Raw genomic sequence first — 19,084 nt, forward strand, 5'->3', positions numbered from 1 at the left:
CCCTTCGACAGGAAGACGACCAGCCCCAGCTCACCGCCCGTCGTTTTCGCCGGATCCCTTGCTATTGAGTGCATTTCGTAGCAAACAGAATAAAGATTGAGATACATGCCACCGCGGGTGTTTTCACGAATATGCCGCCGACCACGGGCGAGACTCTGGGCCGTGGCGGGTGTGGCGGCCCTCGCATTCATGGTCGTGCTGGAGATCGCCGCGCGTCGCTACGGCGAGCCGGGGCCGCTCACCGATCAGGCGAGAGAGGCGATATTCGCCCCCGCGTCGGGACCGCTGCTGTACGCGGGTCTGGCGTTGACGACGGTGGTACTCACCTGGCGGCAGCGGTTTGTCGCGGCCGGCGCCGCGGTCGGCATCGACGTCGCCTTCACTCTGGTGCGGTGGGCGGCCGGGGCGCGGGTGACCGAGGGGCACGCGTTCGGCAACGGCGCGCTGTGGGCGATCCTGGGCTGCGCGGTCGTCGCCCTCACGCGCCGCACCGGCGCGGACCGCGTCCTGCTGCTGAAGGGCGTCGGGCTGGGCCTGCTGCTGGTGGCCGGCCGCAAGACCGGCGACGCCTGGCTGCTGATCACCTCCAAGACCCGCCCGGCGGTGCTCGACCAGTACGTGGCCACCGCCGACCACGCGCTCGGCAGCCCGTCGTGGGTGATGGGGCGCCTGGTCGAGGCCACCGCACCGGTCGGCCCGCACGTCCTCGACTGGGTCTACGCCCAGCTCGCGGTGGCCGCGGCCGTGGCCGCCCTGTACCAGCTGCGCGACGTCGCCGCCGAGCGCCGCTTCCCGCGCCACCACCTGGTGCGGACCTTCCTGCTGATCGGCCTGCTCGGGCCGGCCGTCTACATGATCTACCCGGTGGTCGGACCGGTCTTCCTCTACGGCACCGGCGCCTTCGGCACCGGCGGGGCCGAGTGGGCGGTGGCTGACATCTGGCCGGACGTCCTGCCGCCGCTCGGCCCGCCCCACCCGGTGACGTACGACGGGGTCACGCCCCGCAACTGCATGCCCAGCCTGCACACGGCGTGGGCCGTCGCGATCTTCATCCACACCCGCCGGAGCCCGCGCTTCCTGCGCTACGCAGGAACGTTTTGGCTGGTCGCCACGCTCACCGCGACTCTCGGGTTCGGCTACCACTACGGTATCGACCTCGTCGCCGGCGTGGTCTTCGCGGTCACGATCGAGGCGGCACTGCGCTCGTACGACCGCGGCTGGGACCGGTCGGGGATCCGGCTGGTCGCTCACGGGGTGGTGGTGTTCGCGGCGGTCCTGGCGGCGTCCCGCTACCTGTCCCTGGAGATGGCCCGCCACCCGTGGTTGTCCGGACCGCTGCTCCTCCTCGCCATGGCCTCGGTGATCCACGGCTACGTGCGGACCACCAGGCGGTGGGAGCCCAGGACGGCGGCGGTGCCGCGACAGGCCGAAGCACAGCTCGAACCGGCCTTGAGCCCGCCTGCTCAGCGGGCCGCCCCCGCGAAGTCGTACACCGCCCAGTCCACGACCGGGCGGTAACCGAGGCGCCGGTACAGGGCGTTGCTGGTCGGATCGGCCGCGTTCGTGTACAGCACGACCTCCTGGGCGCCGGCGGCCCGCGCGGCCCGGCTGACCTCGGCCGTCACGGCACCCGCGTAACCGCGGCCGCGCAAGGGGGCCGGGGTGTGGACGGGGTCCACCTGGACCACCCCGGCGATCATCGGGTTGGCGCCGGCCATGGAGACGGGAGTGCCGTCCGGCGTCTCCCAGAAGGTGTAGCTCTTGTCGGCGAACCGGGTGCCGGCCCAGGTGTCGGCGTCGACGGTGACGGCTTCCCCCACGTCCGCGGCGAACTCGGCGCACCAGCGCATGAGGTGCTCACGGTCCTCCTCGTCCACGACCCGGGCCCGGCCCGCGGCAAGGGGCAGCGGCGGGGTGAGCGTGCCGAGGCGGTGCAGACGGAGCCGTACGCGCAGTGCGGGCGTGGCCCCCGTGCGGCGCTGCCACGCCTCGGCGAACGCGGCGGCGGTACGGTCCTCCGCGCTGACGTGGGGGAGACGGTGGCCGAGGTCGGCCAGGTGTGCGGCGAGGGCCTCGGCCTGCCTCGGGGTGAGGGGGGTCGGGGCCAGGCCGTGGGAGGGGAGGCGTTGGAAGGCTGCGCGGACCTCGCCTGCGTTCTCCAGCCGGCCGAAGAGAGGGGCCTCGGGGCCGTACGCGGCCGCCCCGCGTGCCCGCAGCCTCATGATCGCCGTCAGCGCCGCGATGTGCGGGACGGGGCGCGAGCACAGGAAGCCCCCGGCGCGGGCGAGGAAGTCATCGACGTCTTCGGTGAGTTGCCAGTCGTCCGGGCGCATGCCCCATGATCTCCGGCCCACCCGGTCACCGGGAAGAGGCCCCGTCCGGAAGAGGCCGGCCCGGAAGGGGCCGGCCTCCCCGCGCCCCGCACTACTTGCTGACGGCGAACCGCATCAGGGCGTGCTCGTCGCCCTGCTTGATCTTCCCGGTCTCGTTGACGACCTCCAGCTTCCAGACGCCGCCCACCCGCACGGCCTTGGCCACGGCGCAGGCGTTGTCCTGGCTGAGCAGGCTGGGCCAGATGTCGGCGACCTGCTGTGTGCTGCCCCCGGTCGCGTCGTACACCTTGAAGCTGATGTTGCGGGCCTTCTGGAAGGCGCTGCCCTTCTTGTAGGCGGCGGCGACGAACACGATCGACGTGATGGGTGCGGGCAGGCCGGCGAACTCGACCGTCACCGTCTCGTCGTCCCCGTCCCCGTGCCCGGTCTGGTTGTCGCCGCTGTGGAGGAGCGACCCGTTGCCCATCGGGTCGAGGGAGTCCAGGCCGGCGAGACGCACCGGGTCCCCGCCCTGCATGGCGACGGCGATCAGGTCGAGGTCGGTGCCGGTCTTGCGGCGGAGCTTGCCGAGCACCCCGCCGCTGCTGCCGGCGGTCGGGTCCCAGGAGACGCCGATGGACAGGTGGGTCACTCCGTCCAGGTCCGCGGGGCCGTCTTCCTTGGTCAGCGTGATCATGTGCGCTTCTTCCTTGCTGTCGTGTCAGACGTTGACGCCGAAGTCGGCGGCGATACCGGCCAGCCCGGAGGCGTAGCCCTGTCCGACGGCCCGGAACTTCCATTCGGCGCCGTGCCGGTAGAGCTCGCCGAAGACCATGGCGGTCTCGGTCGAGGCGTCCTCGGAGAGGTCGTAGCGGGCGATCTCCCGGTGATCCGCCTGGTTGACGACCCGGATGAAGGCGTTGCGGACCTGGCCGAAGCTCTGGCCGCGGTTGTTCGCGTCGTGGATGGAGACCGGGAAGACGATCCGGTCGACCTCGGCGGGTACGGCGGTCAGGTTCACCTTGACGGCCTCGTCGTCGCCCTCGCCCTCCCCGGTGAGGTTGTCGCCGGTGTGCTCGACCGAACCGTCCGGGCTGGTCAGGTTGTTGTAGAAGACGAAGTGCCCGTCCGAGAGGACCTTGCCGGAGGCATCGAGGAGCAGCGCCGAGGCGTCCAGGTCGTAGTCGGTACCGGTCGTGGTGCGCACGTCCCAGCCCAGACCGACCAGTACGGCGGTCAGGCCCGGCGCCTCCTTGCTCAGCGAGACGTTGCCGCCCTTGGCCAGGGAGACTCCCATTGCGTACTCCTTCTCGATGTCTGCGTCGTGACAGAGGGGCTCGGCGGTCGGGCCGGTCAGCGGCGGGAATTGCCGAACAGCAGGCGGTAGCCGACCAGCAGCACGAGGGCGCCGACGACGGCGGACCCCCACGTCGCGGCGTCGAAGAACTCCCGCTGCACCGGGCGGTCGAGGAACGCGGCCGACAGCCAGCCGCCCAGGAAGGCGCCGGCGATGCCGATCACCGTCGTGCCGACACAACCGCCGGGGTCCCGTCCGGGCAGGATCGCCTTGGCGATCGCTCCGGCGAGGAGTCCCAGTACCAGCCAGGCGATGACACCCATCGTTCCGGTGCTCCCTTCCACTGCTCTGTCCGTGTGTTCCGCCCGCGCGGGGCCGGTCCGTGTCCGGACAGCTTAGCTTCTACAGAAATGTAGAAGTCGGGGTGGTGGCGGAAAGGCGGATCGACGGGCAGGGCCCATCCGGAACAGGGGGCGGTGCGTCCGGTCACCGTCCAGGTCGTGACCCAGCGGATCACGGACCCGGCGCTCCGTGACGTGCACGAGCAGTCGAGCCAGTACGGCCGCCGCCATGATCACACGACCAGGGTGCCGGGGTGGGGCGTCGGGTCTCCCCGGCAGGCGGCGCGCGCGGGCCGTCGTCGCACACGGCCCCTGCCGCTCTCACCCGCCGGGCGGCACCGGAACACCCCGCCCGGGCCCGACGGGGGAAATGCCGGGACGCGGAGGCATTCGCCCCGTGATAACGGAAGAAACCACTTTCGATGTATCTGTCTGCCCGGCGCTCCGGGAGGTACTTTGGTGGAGAAGGCCCCTGAAGGAGGGCGATTCGATGCCGTGGTTCGTATGGCTGCTCGCCGCCGCGGCGCTGGGTGCCGCGGAGTTCCTCACCCTGACGCTGGTCCTCGGTCTGCTGGCCGGCGCCGCGCTGGTCGCCGCGGTGGTCGCCGGGCTCGGCGTCGGCCTTCTCGGCCAATTCGTGGCACTCGCCGTGGCGGCGGTGGCGGGCCTCGTCATCGTCCGGCCCGTCGCACTGCGCCACATGACCCAGCAACCCCTCACCCGCGAGGGCAGCGACGCGCTGATAGGCAAGCGGGCCGAGGTCATGCAGGAGGTCACCGCGACCCACGGCCTGATCAAACTCTCCGGCGAGGAGTGGTCCGCCCGCGCCTTCGACGAGAGCCTGGTGATCCCGGTGGGAGCGCTGGTGGACGTCATGGAGATCGAGGGGGCGACGGCCGTGGTCTACCCCCGCGAACTCCTGCCGTGAATCCTTGAACCCGTGAAGCCATGAAGCCGCGACGTCCTGAACGACCGTGAACTGCTGAAAACGGAGCGAGCAACGGAGGCACTGTGGATCCGCTTGTCATCCCCATCCTCGTGGCGGCCCTGGTCGTCGTCTTCCTCGTGGCCTCCACCGTGCGGATCGTTCCGCAGGCGCGCCGCTACAACGTCGAGCGGTTCGGCCGCTACCGGCGGACGCTGCAGCCCGGCCTGAATCTGGTCGTGCCGGTGGCGGACCGCATCAACACCAAGCTCGACGTGCGCGAACAGGTCTACTCGTCCGACCCCCGGCCGGTGATCACCGAGGACAACCTCGTGGTGAACATCGACACGGTGCTCTACTACCAGATCACCGACCCGCGCGCGGCGGCCTACGAGGTCGCCGACTACCTCCAGGCGATCGACCAGCTCACCGTGACGACGTTGCGCAACGTCATCGGCAGCATGGACCTGGAGGAGACGCTCACCTCGCGCGAGGAGATCAACTCCCGGCTGCGAGCCGTACTCGACGATGCCACCGGCAAGTGGGGCATCCGGGTCAACCGCGTCGAGATCAAGGCCATCGACCCACCGCACACCATCAAGGAGGCGATGGAGAAGCAGATGCGCGCCGAGCGCGACAAGCGCGCGGCCATCCTGCACGCGGAAGGGGAGCGGCAGGCCAAGATCCTCACCGCCGAGGGCACGCGGCAGAAGGACATCCTGGAGGCCCAGGGCACGCAGCAGGCCATGATCCTGCGGGCGGACGGCGAGGCCAAGGCGGTGGAACTCGTCTTCCAGGCCGTCCACCGCAACAACGCCGACCCGAAGGTGCTGGCATACAAGTACCTGGAGACGCTCCCGCACCTGGCGAACAGCGACAACAACACGTTCTGGGTGATCCCGGGCGAGCTGACCGAGGCGGTCCGGACCGTCACCCACGCGTTCGGCGACCAGTCGGCGGCGGGCCCGCCGAAGCCGGTGCCGGCGGAGGAGGAAGCCACCGCCGACGCCACCGACACCTCCGACACGGTGGCCGGAACGGGGACGCCGCAACTCGGCGCGGCGGGCCGTGCCGTTTCCCTCGACGCCGTCACGGCCGCCGACGAGGCCGGGAAACAGGCCGCCGCCGCGGTGCACGACGCCAAGGCGGAAGCGGAGGCGGCACAGTCGACCCAGAATCCCCGCCGGGGGCGGACGTCCGGCGAATGAGCCGAACCGGGCCGAGCCATGTCGTCCGCGCCACGTTGGTCCCGTCGCAGGAGCGATGACCGGGAGACCGCCGCCGCGTCGTCGTCATCGAGGTGCCACCCGTGCGCGCATGCTCGGCCGGGAAGGCCCGGCCGAGCACCTGCCGGGGCGGATCGCGGCCCGATCGCTCACCGTGTGCCGCGACGCCCCCTGGCGTGCGTCAGTCCGAGGTGACGTGGACCGTGACCGAGCCGTAGGCGGACGCGTGCCGTGTGTCGCCGTAGTACTGGACGGTGTACTGGACATCGCCCCTGGCCTTCGGCTGGTCGGTGTACTCGAACGTGCCGTCCGCGGCGACGCTCGCGGAGCCGATGAGCGTGCCCTCACCCGCCATGGGGTCGTCGATCCGCCAGATGTCCACGGTGTTGCCGGCGCCGAAGCCCACGGGCGCTTCGAGCTTCCCGGTCAGGGTGAGGTCCTGGTTCTGCGGCGACGAGGCCGGTGCCTGCACGGTGACGGTGGTGTCGACCCGCGGGTGGTTCAGGACCTTCAGCGTGAGGGACGAGGAACCGCTGGTCTCGGCGACCGCGAAGACCCGGCTGCCGTCCGGGGCCCAGGCCAGTCCGCCCGACACGAGGGTGGTGTCGGCGTAGTCGGAGGGCTCCGGGAAATCCCAGGCCGTGTAGGCCGTGGGGTTGCCCTGTGCGAAGAGGTGCACGTCGGGCGAGGACGGGCCGTAGACGCCCGCCGCTATCGTCCCGGCGGGGTCGATGGCCACTGCCGTGGGGGACCCGCTGGTGGTGTAGGTGCCGTTGTCCGCCAGGTCGGCCGTGCGCAGCGCCTGGTGGTAGTGGGCCGCGGCGCAGGCGACGACGACCTGCTGCCCGTCCGGGGTCAGGGCGACGTCCTGCAGGCTCTCGCATCCGTCCGGCCCCGGATCGACGCGCCTCGCCTGGGTGTCGGCCTGACCGTTGCCCACGTCGTACACCGCCACGGCGGCCGTGTTGCCGTCGGACTCGGCTGCCACGAGAGTGTTCGGTGCCTGCGCTGTGGCGGCCAGGCGGGGCGAGCCCCGGAACGTGTCGAGGGCCTGGTTCCTCGTGACGACCGGCTGCGCACCGCTCAGATCCAGGGAGCCGAGAGCACCTCTCCAGGTGTCGAGGCTGTAGCCGAACCAGATCTTGCCCCCGGCCAGCGCGAGGGAGGTCGGACCGGCATAGGCTCCCGCGCCGGTGCCGGTGTCGTACCGGGCGGTCTCCTGCAGGGTGACGGTGTCGATCGCGGCGATCGCGCCGGCGTCGCGGAGCGCCACGTACAGCGTCCTGGAGTCGCCGGACAGCGCGAACCCCCAGGCGCCGTCCGCACCGCTGATCTGTTTCACGACCTGGCCGGTGTAGTCGGTCACCACGACGCTGTCACCGAAGGGGTCACTGAGGAAGACCCGCTGGTGAACGGCGTCGACGGCCATGTCCCGGTACGAGCTGATCGGCAGAGGGGCACTGGTGTCCGCGGCGGCCGCGGACGTGCCGAGGCCGAGGAGCGAGAGGCTGAGAGCAGCGGAGAGCGCCGCTCTTTCGACGAACTGTCTCGTGCGCACGTTATTGGTCGCTTTCCTTCTTCGAGGACATCGTCCGGTGGTGAGCACCGCTGACAGCAGGACGGGCACAGCGGCCGGGCACTGTGCCCGTCCTGCCGCTGTCGTGATCGACAGACGGCACTTACCCAGCGCACACGCCCACGCAGACGTCACAGCGTCCGCAACGGCGACGTCGTTTGTCCGCGATGCCCGACGTCGGGCGATGGATCGACCGGGTGACCGAGACCCGGCAGCGGCTGGCCCGGCTGGACCCCGGCGGAGGACCGGCCCGCCCCGCTCGGACGACGCGAGTCACGGCTCTTCGTACGGTGACGACTCCGCGTCCGACCACAGTGGGAGCAGCACGTCCGGATACGGCGACGAGTCCTACTGGCGTGGTGGGGCCGTCCGCTGCCTCCCCGGCGCAGGCGAAGGGCCCGACGCCGGGGGCGTCCACCCCTTGTGCGTACGTCGAGCAGAGGTGCCGTCCGGCCGGTGAGGGGAGGAACGGCGCCCCGGCTGCCTGCCGCTGGGTTACTCGGCGACGCTGGGGAGCGGCGAGTGCCTGTGCCCAGCGGACGTCCTTCAGTTCGGCCAGATCCGCGATGGTCTTGACCCCGAACGCCTCCCGGATCAGCTCGCCGTCGAGCAGGGGCCCGACCCGATGATGACGACCTCGCGGACGTCCGTGGCCGTGCTCATGACTGCGGTTCCGGCGCGATCTCCTTGATCAGACCCTCGACCAGCACCTTGATTTCGTCGCGGATCGGGCGGACGGCCTCGACGCCCTGGCCGGCCGGGTCCTCCAGCTGCCAGTCCAGGTAGCGCTTGCCGGGGAAGACCGGGCAGGTGTCGCCGCAGCCCATGGTGATGCAGACGTCGGACTCCTTGACCGCGTCCACGGTCAGCATCTTCGGCACCTCGGCGGAGATGTCGACGCCTACCTCACGCATCGCCTCGACGGCGGCGGGGTTGACGTTCTCGCCCGGGTCGGAGCCGGCGGAACGGACCTCGACGCGGTCCCCGGCCAGGTGGGTCAGCCACGCGGCGGCCATCTGCGAGCGGCCGGCGTTGTGGACACAGACGAACAGCACGGAGGGCTTGTCGGACATCAGGAGGTCTCTCTTGTCTCGCGACGGCATCAGGCGCCAATGACTTCAGCACCCGGTGGTGTCAGCCACCACTGATGTGAAAGTATCAGTACATGATGACGTCAGTCGACACTGACCTGATCCGGGTTCTGGCGGACCCGCTCAGGCTCCAGATCGTGACCCTGCTCGCCAAAGAGACGCTGTGCACCACCCACCTCGTGGAGGAGACGGGCGCCCGGCAGACCAACCTCTCCAACCACCTGAGAGTGCTGCGCGAGGCCGGCTTCGTCGAGACGGAGCCGTGCGGCCGCTACACGTACTACAAGGTCCGTCCGGACGTCATCGCCTCGCTCGCAGGCCAGTTCGCCGATCTGGCCGAGTCCGCCCGCACCGCCGCCGAGAACAAGAGGGCCTGTCCGTGACCCCCACCGAAGCACCCGCGACGACCGCCGAGGAGTCCTCCGTCGTCGCGAGGCTGTCGACGCTCGACCGCTTCCTCGCCGTATGGATCCTCATCGCCATGGCCGTGGGCCTCGGCTTGGGCCGAGCCGTCCCGGGCCTGAACGACGCCCTCGCCGAGGTCGAGATCGGTGGCATCTCCCTGCCGATCGCCATCGGCCTGCTGATCATGATGTATCCGGTCCTGGCCAAGGTCCGTTACGACAAGCTCGACGCCGTCACGGGCGACCGCAGGCTCATGGCCTCCTCGTTGGTGATCAACTGGATCGTCGGCCCGGCGGTGATGTTCGCGCTCGCGTGGATCTTCCTGCCCGACCTGCCCGAGTACCGCACCGGCCTGATCATCGTCGGCCTGGCCCGCTGCATCGCCATGGTCATCATCTGGAACGACCTGGCCTGCGGCGACCGTGAGGCGGCGGCCGTCCTGGTCGCGCTGAACTCGGTCTTCCAGGTGCTGGCCTTCGGCCTGCTCGGCTGGTTCTACCTCGACCTGCTGCCCGGCTGGCTCGGCCTGGGTGGCGGCGAGCACCTCGACATCTCCATGTGGAAGATCGCCCTGAACGTCGTCATCTTCCTCGGCGTCCCGCTGCTGGCCGGCTTCCTCACCCGCCGTATCGGCGAGAAGAAGCTCGGCCGCGAGAAGTACGAGACCAAGTTCCTGCCGAGGATCGGCCCCTGGGCGCTCTACGGCCTCCTCTTCACGATCGTCATCCTCTTCGCCCTGCAGGGCAAGACCATCACCTCCCAGCCGCTCGACGTCGCCCGCATCGCGCTGCCGCTGCTGGTGTACTTCGCCGTGATGTGGGCCGGGACCTTCCTGCTGGGCAAGGCGATCGGCCTCGCCTACGACCGCACGGCCACCCTCGCCTTCACCGCCGCCGGCAACAACTTCGAGCTGGCCATCGCCGTCGCCATCGCCACCTTCGGCGTCACCTCCGGTCAGGCCCTCTCCGGCGTCGTGGGACCGCTCATCGAGGTGCCCGTCCTGATCGGCCTGGTCTACGTGTCCCTGGCCTGGCGCAAGAGGTTCACCCCGTCCGCTCCGACCACCGAGGGCAGGGACCGGTGATGCACTGCCCGGACACCACGTGCGCTGCGGCACGCGCGGCATGACACAGCACACCGACGTGGTGGTGATCGGCGGCGGCCAGGCAGGGCTCGCCGCCGGCTACCACCTGCGCCGCCAGGGCCTGGACTTCGTCGTCCTCGACGCCCAGGCCACCCCCGGCGGAGCCTGGCAGCACACCTGGGACTCCCTGCACCTGTTCTCCCCCGCCGCCTTCTCCTCCCTTCCCGGCCGCCTCATGCCGGTGCAACCGGGCGGGGAGTACCCCGAGGCCGGGCATGTGGTGGCCTACCTGAGCGACTACGAGAAGCGGTACGACCTCCCCGTGCAGCGGCCGGTCCAGGTCGTCGGCGTGCACGACGAAGGACGGCTGCTGAGAGTCGAGACCGACTCAAGCACCTGGCGCGCCCGAGCGGTGATCAGCGCGACCGGCACCTGGTGGCGCCCCTTCCTCCCCGCCGTACCGGGCCGCGGGGACTTCGAGGGCCGTCAACTGCACACCGTCTCCTACCGCAGACCGCAGGACTTCGCGGGCCGGCGAGTGATCGTCGTCGGAGGCGGCAACTCGGGCGCCCAGATCGCCGCCGACCTCGCGTACGACACCGAGCTGACCTGGGTGACCCGGCGCCCGCCCCGCTACCTCGCCGACGACATCGACGGCCGCGCCCTGTTCGACGCGGCCACCGCCCGCCGCCGGGCCCTCGACGCCGGCCGCACCGACACGGGAGGCGTCGCCTCGCTCGGCGACATCGTCGCCGTACCGCCGGTCCGGGAGGCTCGCGACGCCGGGCGGCTCAAGGCGTCCCCCATGTTCGGAGGTTTCGACCGCGAGGGCGCCGTATGGGCCGACGGCACACGGGCGCCCGCCGACGCCGTGATCTGGTGCACCGGCTTCCGCCCTGCGCTTTCGCACCTGGCGCCCCTCGGTCTGCGCGGCCGACGCGGGCACATCGCCACGGTGGGCACGCGGGCCGCGGACGAGCCACGCCTGCACCTCCTCGGCTACGGCGACTGGACCGGCCCCGCCTCCGCCACCCTCATCGGCGTCGGACGACCGGCCCGCGACGCCGCCCGCGCTGTCGCCGAACTCGTCGACGCCGCGAAGTGATCCGCGTGCGGTCAGCCGCAAGGGTGCGAACGCGGCGATGACGGACGTGGTCGAGCGGGACTACCGGACGGTCAGCAGCTGTCCCATGGCCGCCAGCACCGACGGTTCGACGCGGTAGTAGACCCAGGTGCCGCGCCGCTCGGAGGTGAGCAGGCCGGCCTCCTTGAGCTTCTTGAGGTGGTGGGAGACGGTCGGCTGGGAGACGCCGACGTCGGAGATGTCGCACACACACGCCTCGCCGCCCTCGTGCGAGGCGACGGCCGAGAAGAGGCGCAGCCGTACCGGGTCCCCGAGCGCCTTGAACATGCGCGCCGTCCGCTCGGCCTCCTCGGCGGTGAAGGGGCGCTCGCTCAACGGCGGGCAGCACGGCACCACGGCGTCGGGGGCCTCGGGTTCCACGAGCGGCAGCGCCTTGACGTTCGGCATACGTCTATGTTGACACATGTCGAACCAGGGCTCCATGGAGTCAGTGGGCGCGAAGTCGGGCGGCGAGCGCAGGAACCGGCCCCCGGGCAGAACGTCGATCCCCGTCACGTTCAGCCACCGGTGCAATTCCCGGCCCAGCACGCGCTGCCGGGCGAAGCGCACCGGATGGCGCGCCGCGAGGGTGACCCGCGCGTGCGCCGCCAGTTCGGCGGCGATCTGCACCGCGGAGTTCCCGGCACCGACGACCACCACTCGCTGCCCGGCGAAGGGCTGGGGCGCTCGGTACTCGGCGGCGTGCAGCACGGTCCCCGCGAAGTCCTCAAGTCCTGGAAGACCCGGGCGACAGGGGCGGCCGAAGGACCCGGGCGCCGCCACGACACTCCGGGTCGACAGACGGCGCCCGTCCTCCAGGGTGAGGGTGAAGCCCCCGTCCGCGGTGGCCACCTCCCGCACGCGCGCTCCGGTGCGGATGTCGGCGTCCAGGCGGTCGGCGTAACGCAGCAGGTAGGCGACGACCTCGTCCCGGTGCGGGTAGCGGTCGGGATCGCCGCCGAACGGCAGGCCGGGCAGCGAGCTGTGGCCGACCGGGGAGAACAGGGTGAGGCTGTCGTAGTACCGCGGCCACGACCCGGACGCCTGTGCCGACGCCTCCAGGACGACCGGCTCCCTCCCTTGCCTGCGCAGTGCGTGTGCGGTGGCCAGGCCGGACTGGCCACCCCCGATCACTGCGACGTCTACGTGTTCCATAGCTCGCACCCTCCCGTTTCGATGAATGTCTATCTTGACGTGCATCGAATCAGGTGTAATGCTGGCGGCACAAGCCATCGACGAATATCAAAACAAGGACTCAGTAATGGCTGTCGCCTGGATCCGTAGCGTCTTCACCCCCTCTACCGCCCGCTGCCTGGCCGGCGTCCACTTCTGCGACAGCTGCGCCCACGTGTGCGACAGGGCCTGCCGGGCCCGGACCCAGCGCCGCAGCGCTCGGCTCGCGACGGCACCGCACACCCACCTCCGCTGAGCCGTCCAACGCTCCGTCTCCGCCCATCCGAGCAAGGAATCGAAGGAAGCACCGCCATGGAGAAGCAGAACCTGCCCGTCGTGGTCGTCGGAGCCGGCCCGGTCGGCCTGGCCGCCGCCGCACACCTCGTGGAGCGCGGTATCGAGCCGCTGGTGCTGGAGGCCGGCGCGTCGGCCGCCACGGCGGTGCGGGACTGGGCGCACGTCCGCCTGTTCTCGCCGTGGGCCGAGGTCATCGACCCCGCCGCCGAGAAGCTGCTCGCCCCCACCGGCTGGGTCCGCCCCGACGGGACGACGTACCCGACGGGCGGCGACTGGGCCGAGCGGTACCTCCAGCCGCTCGCCGACGTCCTCGGCGACAAGGTCCGCTACGGAGCGATGGTCACCGGTGTGGCCCGCGCCGGCCGTGACCGGACCGTCGACTCCGGCCGTGAGGAGCAGCCCTTCACCGTGCACATCGCCACCGCGGACGGCGGCGAGGAACGGATCACCGCCCGCGCCGTCATCGACGCCTCCGGCACCTGGTCCGTGCCCAGCCCCATGGGTGCGAACGGCATCCCCGCCCTCGGTGAGAACAAGACGGCCGACCACGTCGCCTACCGCGTCCCCGACCTGAAGGACCCGGCCGTCCGAGCCCGCTACGCCGGCAAGCGCACGGCGGTCGTCGGCTCCGGCGCCTCCGCCTTCACCGCGCTCGCCCTGCTGGCCGACCTGGCCGGGGAGGAAACGGACACGCACGCGGTCTGGATCCTGCGCCGGGGCATCGGCGACGCCACGTACGGCGGCGGCGAGGCCGACCAGCTCCCGGCCCGCGGCGCCCTCGGCCTGCGCGCCAAGGCAGCGGTGGAGAAGGGGCACGCCAGCGCCGTCACCGGATTCCGTACGGAAGCGGTCGAACGGGACGGCGACCGGCTGGTCCTCCTCGCCGAGGACGGCCGCCGCCTGGATCCGGTCGACGAGGTCATCGTCCTGACCGGTTTCCGTCCCGACCTGTCCTTCCTCTCCGAGCTCCGCCTCGGCCTCGACGAACGCCTCCAGGCCCCGATCGCGCTGGCCCCGCTGATCGACCCGAACGTCCACTCCTGCGGCACGGTCTACCCGCACGGCGTGAAGGAACTGTCCCACCCGGAGCAGGACGTGTACCTGGTCGGCATGAAGTCCTACGGCCGCGCGCCCACCTTCCTCGCCATGACCGGATACGAGCAGGTCCGTTCCATCACCGCCGCCCTGGCCGGCGACCACGAGGCAGCCGGGCGCGTCGAGCTGACCCTGCCGGAGACCGGTGTGTGCGGCGGCGCCGGCCTGTTCGACGAGCCCGACGCCGCGCAGAGCGACGAGGGCGGCGGCTGCTGCGCGGCCCCGGCCACGCTGCAGATAGGCACCGTCTCCCCGGCCGCCTACGGCGGCTGTTGAAACACCACTCCCCTCCCAGGAGGTTCACCATGTCCCGCGTGCAACTCGCCCTACGGGTACCGGATCTCTCCGCTTCCATCGCCTTCTACACGAAGCTCTTCGGAGTCGAGCCCGCCAAGCTCCGCGACGGCTACGCCAACTTCGCCATCACCGAACCCCCGCTCAAGCTCGTGCTGCTCGGAGGCGAGCCGGACGCCGCGACACGTATGGATCACCTCGGTGTCGAGGTCGACAGCACGGAAGCCGTCCACGCGGCCACCACCCGGCTGAGCGAGGCGGGACTGGCGACGGCCGAGGAGGACGACACGGCCTGCTGCTACGCCCTGCAGGACAAGGTCTGGGTCCACGGCCCCGGCCAGGAGCCCTGGGAGGTCTACGTGGTCAAGGCCGACGCCGGCACCCTGACCAAGCAGAGCGCCGGCCCTGCCGACGCTGACACCGGTGCCAAGGGACCGGCCGACGCTGCCGGATGCTGCTGACCCGCCGGTGGCCAACCTTCACACCAGCGAGGCCGTGTCGTCCGCAGCAAGGAGTCAAGCGGTCACGGCCGCGCGGTCACGGTGTACCGGCGTCGCTGTATGACCCTGAGGGGTATCAGCGACGTGCCTTGGCACGGTCGAGGGCGGCGACACCGAGGGCTGCGAGTGCGATCTGGATGAGCCACTCGACCCAGTCGACGCCGTCGGTGTCGGCGACACCGAACGCTGCGGCGAGGGCTGAGCCGATGAGAGCGGCGACGATGCCGACCGCGATGGTCCACAGGATGCCGATGCGCTGCCGTCCGGGAATGACGAGTCGGCCAAGGACCCCGATGACGATGCCGATCACGATGGCGCTGATGATGCCGGAGATCTCCACGTCTACCCCTTCGTTGTCTTTACCTCGCGCCTCCGACTGCCCCCTCAAGGGGCTGCCATTCCACCGTCATGCAGCTGGTCAGGGAGGGGCCTGCCTGGCGCGAGGGCGCGGAAGCCGAAGTCGCCGTACCGGCCGAGGAGGCTGGAGTGCGTTCCTGGGCTGCGCCCGCTGTGAAGGCAGCGGACTCGGTGTTCGGTCCGAGTGAACTGGCTCTGGCGCTGGTCGTGGTGGTCGTCGTTCTCGGGGCCGAGAAGGGGCCCGAGTCGATGCGCTCGGCGGGCAAGGCCGCACGCATCCTGATGGTGTAGAGGGTGTGGCGGTCGGAGGCGTCTATACGATGTCCGCCCGGGACGCGAGCGGTGGGTGGAAGGGAGGCGGGGCGTGGCGGACAGTCGGCGTCCCCGGCGGCGGGGGCAGGGCGAGCTCGAGGCGCTGGTGCTGTCGGCGCTGCGGGAGACGGGCGGGCCGGCCACGGCCGGCCAGGTGCACGATTACCTGGGCGAGGATCTCGCCTACACGACGGTGATCACTATCTTGACCCGATTGCTGGACAAGGGTGTGGTGGCCCGTGAGCGGTCAGGCCGTTCGTTCGTCTGGCGGCCGGTCGCCGACCAGGCGGGTCTGGCGGCGCGGAAGATGCGCCGGGTGCTGGACGCGGAGAACGACAGGGAGGCGGTGCTGACCAGCTTCCTCACCGCGCTCGACCCGGCTGACGAACAGCTTCTGCGCGGCCTGCTGGCCCAGCCGCGGAGCGACGGAGGAGACTGACACCTCATGGGGGTCTTCGTCTTCCTGCCGCTCGTCCTGCCACTCACCGCTTGGCCGATCTCCCGGCTGGCCGAGCAGCATCTGCACCCGCGGACAGCGACCAGGCTGCTCACAGTTGTGGCCACTGTGATGGCGCTGTGCAGCACGGTGTGCCTGGCACTGGTCATGGTGGTCGGGACGGCGCAGCTACCGGGGAATCCTCTGCCTGACGGCTGGTCCGACCCGGAGGTGCGCGCGGCGGTTCCTTTCGACGAAGTGGCCGGGAAGGTGGCGATCCCGGCTCTGGGTGCGGTGCTCCTGGCCTGCGGGCGGACGCTGTGGCGGCACGGCCGGGTACGCCGTCGTGCTCACCGCGCGCTGGCCGGACTGCCGGATACCACGGTGGCCGTACTCGCGGACGACGTCCCTTATGCGTACGCCTTGCCCGGCGCACGACGAGACCGAGTCGTGGTGACCACCGCCCTGCTTGGCTGCCTGGAACCGGCGGAGCGCCGGGCGCTCTTCGCCCACGAGCGGGCGCACCTCGCCGGGCGGCATCACCGCTACCTGCTCGCGGTGCAACTGGCGTCGCGCGCCAACCCGTTCTTGCGACCACTGCGCTCCACAGTGACGTACGCGGCGGAACGGTGGGCCGACGAGGAAGCGGCCCGTGCCGTGGGGAACCGGCGGGTTGTGGCACACGCGATCGGCAAGGCGGCCCTGGTGTCACGCGAAGTGCCCGTGGCGACACTGGCGGGCATGGCCGGGCCGGGGCCGGTGCCGGTGCCGCGCAGGGTGGCTGCCCTGCTGAAGCCCGCTCCGGTGCCGCGTAACTGGCCGTCGGTGTCCACATCGGTGGGGCGGGCGGCGTGGGCGGCGGCGGCGGGCACCGCCGTGTCGGCGATGTCGTCCGCGAACTCGGCCGTGACCATGTTCTTCATCCTGCACACTGCGACACCGCTCTGATCGAGAGGGCCGACGGCCAGGCGCGGTCTGCCGACGCGACAACGGTGGAAACCCCGGCGAAGGTCCATTCACGGGCGATCGGCGACAGCCTGGCGGCCAGGATGCCGGCGGCAGGCGGCACACGTGCGGCCGTGGTGAGCGGCGCGACCGTACCCGACGGTGCGGCGCTCCCGGCATTCCCCGAACTTCTACATGACTGTAGAGTTTTGCTGCTCGGCGGCAGAGACGTCGGGTGCCGGACACCAGAAACCGGGCGGCACGGCTGAGCGGAGGATCGTCCTCGATGAGCGGTAAGGGAAGGCGGCGCGCTTCCTCGGACAGGCCACCCCGGCTGACCAGGCGGGGACGGATCCTGCTGTGGGGTGCCGGCGTGTGCTCCGTGCTCATCTTGGGTGTCGCCGGGGTCGGCGCATGGGTCTACGAGGACCTGGACGGCAACATCGACGCCGCCGACGTCGACAACAAGTTGGGCGGCGATCGCCCCGAGAACCTCAGTCCCGGTTCGAAGAACATCCTGGTGGTCGGCTCCGACAGTCGGGACGGCGACAACGCCGAGTACGGCAAGGGCCTGACCACCATGCAGTCGGACACGCTGATGGTGCTGCACGTACCCGCGAACCGTGAGTGGGCCACGGTCGTGTCGTTCCCGCGCGACTCGTGGGTGGAGATACCCGCCTGCGACAGGGGTGACGGTGCGACGTCCGCACCCCATCACGCCAAGATCAACGAGGCGTTCGCGATCGGTGGTATGAGCGGCGATGTGGCCGGTGCCGCCGCCTGCACCATCAAGACGGTGGAGGCCGGCACCGGCCTGCGCATCGATCACTTCATGTCCGTCGATTTCCAGGGTTTCAAGGGCATGGTCAACGCTCTGGACGGCATAGAGGTGTGTCCCGAAGAAGCCATCCATGACAAGAAGGCCCACCTGGACCTGGAGGCGGGCTGCCAGACCGTCAAGGACGAAGAGGCACTCGGGTACGTCCGTGCACGCTACAGCGTCGGCGACGGATCAGACGTCGGGCGCATCGGCAGGCAGCAGGAGTTCATGGAGGCGCTGGCGGCCAAGGCGCAGTCCAAGCTGACGAACCCCAACTCCCTTTACGGATTTCTGCAGTCGGCCACCAAGTCGCTCACGACGGACAAGGACCTGGCCGGCATCAAACCGCTCTACGGCCTTGCCGCCGAACTGAAGGACATCCCCAGCGACCGGCTCACCTTCCTCACCGTGCCGAACTACCCGCGTGAGGCCGATGTGCCCACGGACAAGGCCAACGTCGTGTGGCAGTATCCGCAGGCGGCCGAAGTGTTCACGTCACTGGCCGAGGACGAGGAGATCGACAAGGAACAGGTGGAGGCGGACGCGGAGAACCCGGTCCATGCCTCTGCCGTACGGGTGCGCGTCCTCAACGGCACCGGAGTGCCCGGGCGAGCCGCGGCCGTCGCCGAGGAACTGCGTCAGGCGGGCTTCACCGTCCTCGACACAGGCAACGCTGAGGCGAGCAGCAAGACCACGGTGAGCTATCCGTCCGGCCTGGAGCGGCAGGCCGAGGTGCTCACAAGCAGGACACCCGGTGCCCGGTCTCAGCGGGACGAGGAGGCCGCGTCCGGACTGGTGACCCTCGTCGTGGGAACCGATCTCGTTCCCGAACGTATCCGGTGAGCGGCGCTTCGGGGGCCGATCGGACCCGGTCGTCCGCAGGTGCGGCCTGCGTCGGTCCGGCTGCGAAGGGCGGAGAGACCTGCCGGAACGACACAAGACTGTGATCGCTCCGGCGCGGGCCTGTCTTCTGGTCAGAGATCGAACTCGTGGGGCGGGAGGTCAAGGGCGTAGCACGCCTCGCGAACGACGGCCTGCTCGTCCTTGTCGAAGTCGCCGTCGGCTCCGCCGATCACGATGCCGATCTGCACCACGGCCCGAGCCTCGGCGGGCTTCTTCTTCGCCTTGGCGATCTCCTGGAGGATGCTGACCTTGCCGAGCGCGAAGTCGGCGGCGAGCTTGTTCAGGTTGTCCTCGAAGCGGCGGTGCAGCTCGTCGGCGGGAAAGTTCTGCAGTACGTCGTTGGTGGCGATGAGCTGGGCGACGCGCTGCCGTTCCGAGGAGTCGACGGTGCCGTCGGCTGCGGCGACCAGCGCGCACATCGCCATGCTCGCGTCGCGGAAGGCGCCGCTCTTGAGGTCGTTCTTCTTCGCCGTGAGCTGGGTCTGCATCTGGGACGCGGACTCCTTGAAGCGGTCCCACAGGGCCATGAACACTCCAAACGGGTCAAGGGGAGCCCCTGCGCGATGCGGCTC

21 protein-coding genes and 2 pseudogenes are annotated in these 19,084 nt (G+C 70.6%); 13 read left to right on the forward strand and 10 right to left on the reverse strand.

What is annotated here, in order from left to right; translation table 11 throughout:
- The first annotated feature begins 162 nt into the window (after positions 1-162).
- The gene (locus tag IE142_RS20865; RefSeq protein ID WP_229830744.1) at positions 163-1,518 is read left to right on the forward strand and encodes a phosphatase PAP2 family protein; all 1,356 of its coding nucleotides are present in this window, start codon (positions 163-165) and stop codon (positions 1,516-1,518) included.
- On the opposite strand, the gene IE142_RS20870 is transcribed toward IE142_RS20865, so the two are convergent.
- The 4 genes from IE142_RS20870 to IE142_RS20885 all read right to left on the reverse strand — a co-directional run bounded on the left by IE142_RS20870 (position 1,464) and on the right by IE142_RS20885 (position 3,932).
- Complete coding sequence (locus tag IE142_RS20870; protein WP_191887157.1) at positions 1,464-2,333, reverse strand: GNAT family N-acetyltransferase; 870 nt, start codon at positions 2,331-2,333, stop codon at positions 1,464-1,466. The genes IE142_RS20865 and IE142_RS20870 overlap by 55 nt on opposite strands.
- A gap of 91 nt (positions 2,334-2,424) precedes the next feature.
- Positions 2,425-3,009, reverse strand: a complete 585-nt coding sequence (locus IE142_RS20875; protein ID WP_191887158.1) for a TerD family protein — start codon at positions 3,007-3,009, stop codon at positions 2,425-2,427.
- Between the two features lie 24 nt (positions 3,010-3,033).
- Entirely contained in the window at positions 3,034-3,609 is a 576-nt protein-coding gene (locus IE142_RS20880; RefSeq protein WP_191887159.1) for a TerD family protein, read from the reverse strand.
- Between the two features lie 56 nt (positions 3,610-3,665).
- Positions 3,666-3,932: a GlsB/YeaQ/YmgE family stress response membrane protein gene (locus IE142_RS20885; RefSeq protein ID WP_191887160.1), complete on the reverse strand. Its 267-nt coding sequence runs from the start codon at positions 3,930-3,932 to the stop codon at positions 3,666-3,668.
- 508 nt (positions 3,933-4,440) lie between these two features.
- Here IE142_RS20885 and IE142_RS20890 point away from each other — a divergent pair.
- Both IE142_RS20890 and IE142_RS20895 read left to right on the forward strand, forming a co-directional pair.
- Positions 4,441-4,878 carry an NfeD family protein gene (locus tag IE142_RS20890; protein ID WP_191887161.1) on the forward strand — a complete coding sequence of 146 codons (438 nt, stop codon included), beginning with the start codon at positions 4,441-4,443 and terminating at the stop codon, positions 4,876-4,878.
- Positions 4,879-4,961: 83 nt separating this feature from the next.
- Positions 4,962-6,083 (forward strand): SPFH domain-containing protein, encoded by a 1,122-nt coding sequence (locus IE142_RS20895; RefSeq protein ID WP_191887162.1) that lies wholly within the window; start codon positions 4,962-4,964, stop codon positions 6,081-6,083.
- A 199-nt stretch (positions 6,084-6,282) separates the two neighbouring features.
- Here the strand turns inward: IE142_RS20895 and IE142_RS20900 are convergent, their stop codons facing one another.
- Both IE142_RS20900 and IE142_RS20905 read right to left on the reverse strand, forming a co-directional pair.
- Entirely contained in the window at positions 6,283-7,659 is a 1,377-nt protein-coding gene (locus tag IE142_RS20900; protein WP_191887163.1) for a YncE family protein, read from the reverse strand.
- A 677-nt stretch (positions 7,660-8,336) separates the two neighbouring features.
- Positions 8,337-8,750: an arsenate reductase ArsC gene (locus tag IE142_RS20905; RefSeq protein WP_191887164.1), complete on the reverse strand. Its 414-nt coding sequence runs from the start codon at positions 8,748-8,750 to the stop codon at positions 8,337-8,339.
- Between the two features lie 92 nt (positions 8,751-8,842).
- On the opposite strand from IE142_RS20905, the gene IE142_RS20910 reads away from it, so the two are divergent.
- From IE142_RS20910 to IE142_RS20920, 3 genes are read left to right on the forward strand one after another with little or no spacing between them, the layout of a single operon-like run.
- Entirely contained in the window at positions 8,843-9,151 is a 309-nt protein-coding gene (locus tag IE142_RS20910) for an ArsR/SmtB family transcription factor (RefSeq protein WP_191887165.1), read from the forward strand.
- On the forward strand, positions 9,148-10,257 hold the full coding sequence (gene arsB, locus IE142_RS20915) for an ACR3 family arsenite efflux transporter (protein ID WP_191887166.1): 1,110 nt from the start codon (positions 9,148-9,150) through the stop codon (positions 10,255-10,257). Before IE142_RS20910 ends, arsB begins: the two co-directional genes overlap by 4 nt.
- A gap of 40 nt (positions 10,258-10,297) precedes the next feature.
- A complete protein-coding gene (locus IE142_RS20920) occupies positions 10,298-11,362 on the forward strand; it encodes an ArsO family NAD(P)H-dependent flavin-containing monooxygenase (RefSeq protein ID WP_191887167.1) in 1,065 nt (354 codons plus the stop codon).
- A gap of 60 nt (positions 11,363-11,422) precedes the next feature.
- Here the strand turns inward: IE142_RS20920 and IE142_RS20925 are convergent, their stop codons facing one another.
- A complete protein-coding gene (locus IE142_RS20925) occupies positions 11,423-11,788 on the reverse strand; it encodes an ArsR/SmtB family transcription factor (RefSeq protein ID WP_191887313.1) in 366 nt (121 codons plus the stop codon).
- A 108-nt stretch (positions 11,789-11,896) separates the two neighbouring features.
- Positions 11,897-12,613: pseudogene (locus IE142_RS20930) on the reverse strand (flavin-containing monooxygenase); the annotation flags it as partial.
- Between the two features lie 28 nt (positions 12,614-12,641).
- Between IE142_RS20930 and IE142_RS20935 the strand changes: the two are divergent.
- From IE142_RS20935 to IE142_RS20945, 3 genes are read left to right on the forward strand one after another with little or no spacing between them, the layout of a single operon-like run.
- Positions 12,642-12,809 carry a hypothetical protein gene (locus tag IE142_RS20935; protein ID WP_191887168.1) on the forward strand — a complete coding sequence of 56 codons (168 nt, stop codon included), beginning with the start codon at positions 12,642-12,644 and terminating at the stop codon, positions 12,807-12,809.
- Between the two features lie 56 nt (positions 12,810-12,865).
- Entirely contained in the window at positions 12,866-14,221 is a 1,356-nt protein-coding gene (locus IE142_RS20940) for an NAD(P)-binding domain-containing protein (protein WP_191887169.1), read from the forward strand.
- 29 nt (positions 14,222-14,250) lie between these two features.
- Complete coding sequence (locus tag IE142_RS20945) at positions 14,251-14,700, forward strand: ArsI/CadI family heavy metal resistance metalloenzyme (RefSeq protein ID WP_191887170.1); 450 nt, start codon at positions 14,251-14,253, stop codon at positions 14,698-14,700.
- 115 nt (positions 14,701-14,815) lie between these two features.
- On the opposite strand, the gene IE142_RS20950 is transcribed toward IE142_RS20945, so the two are convergent.
- Positions 14,816-15,079 carry a GlsB/YeaQ/YmgE family stress response membrane protein gene (locus tag IE142_RS20950; RefSeq protein ID WP_121748154.1) on the reverse strand — a complete coding sequence of 88 codons (264 nt, stop codon included), beginning with the start codon at positions 15,077-15,079 and terminating at the stop codon, positions 14,816-14,818.
- A 188-nt stretch (positions 15,080-15,267) separates the two neighbouring features.
- On the opposite strand from IE142_RS20950, the pseudogene IE142_RS38795 reads away from it, so the two are divergent.
- From IE142_RS38795 to IE142_RS20970, 4 genes and pseudogenes are all read left to right on the forward strand, one after another.
- A pseudogene (locus tag IE142_RS38795) lies at positions 15,268-15,378 on the forward strand (twin-arginine translocase TatA/TatE family subunit); the annotation flags it as partial.
- A gap of 82 nt (positions 15,379-15,460) precedes the next feature.
- Positions 15,461-15,847: a BlaI/MecI/CopY family transcriptional regulator gene (locus tag IE142_RS20960; RefSeq protein WP_191887171.1), complete on the forward strand. Its 387-nt coding sequence runs from the start codon at positions 15,461-15,463 to the stop codon at positions 15,845-15,847.
- 6 nt (positions 15,848-15,853) lie between these two features.
- Positions 15,854-16,792, forward strand: coding sequence for a M56 family metallopeptidase (locus IE142_RS20965; protein WP_191887172.1), 939 nt, complete (start codon positions 15,854-15,856; stop codon positions 16,790-16,792).
- 283 nt (positions 16,793-17,075) lie between these two features.
- Positions 17,076-18,452, forward strand: a complete 1,377-nt coding sequence (locus IE142_RS20970; RefSeq protein WP_191887173.1) for an LCP family protein — start codon at positions 17,076-17,078, stop codon at positions 18,450-18,452.
- Between the two features lie 131 nt (positions 18,453-18,583).
- On the opposite strand, the gene IE142_RS20975 is transcribed toward IE142_RS20970, so the two are convergent.
- On the reverse strand, positions 18,584-19,039 hold the full coding sequence (locus IE142_RS20975; RefSeq protein ID WP_191887174.1) for a tellurite resistance TerB family protein: 456 nt from the start codon (positions 19,037-19,039) through the stop codon (positions 18,584-18,586).
- Positions 19,040-19,084: the final 45 nt, after the last annotated feature.

It is taken from the genome of Streptomyces mutabilis, assembly GCF_014649815.1.
Lineage (GTDB): Bacteria > Actinomycetota > Actinomycetes > Streptomycetales > Streptomycetaceae > Streptomyces > Streptomyces mutabilis.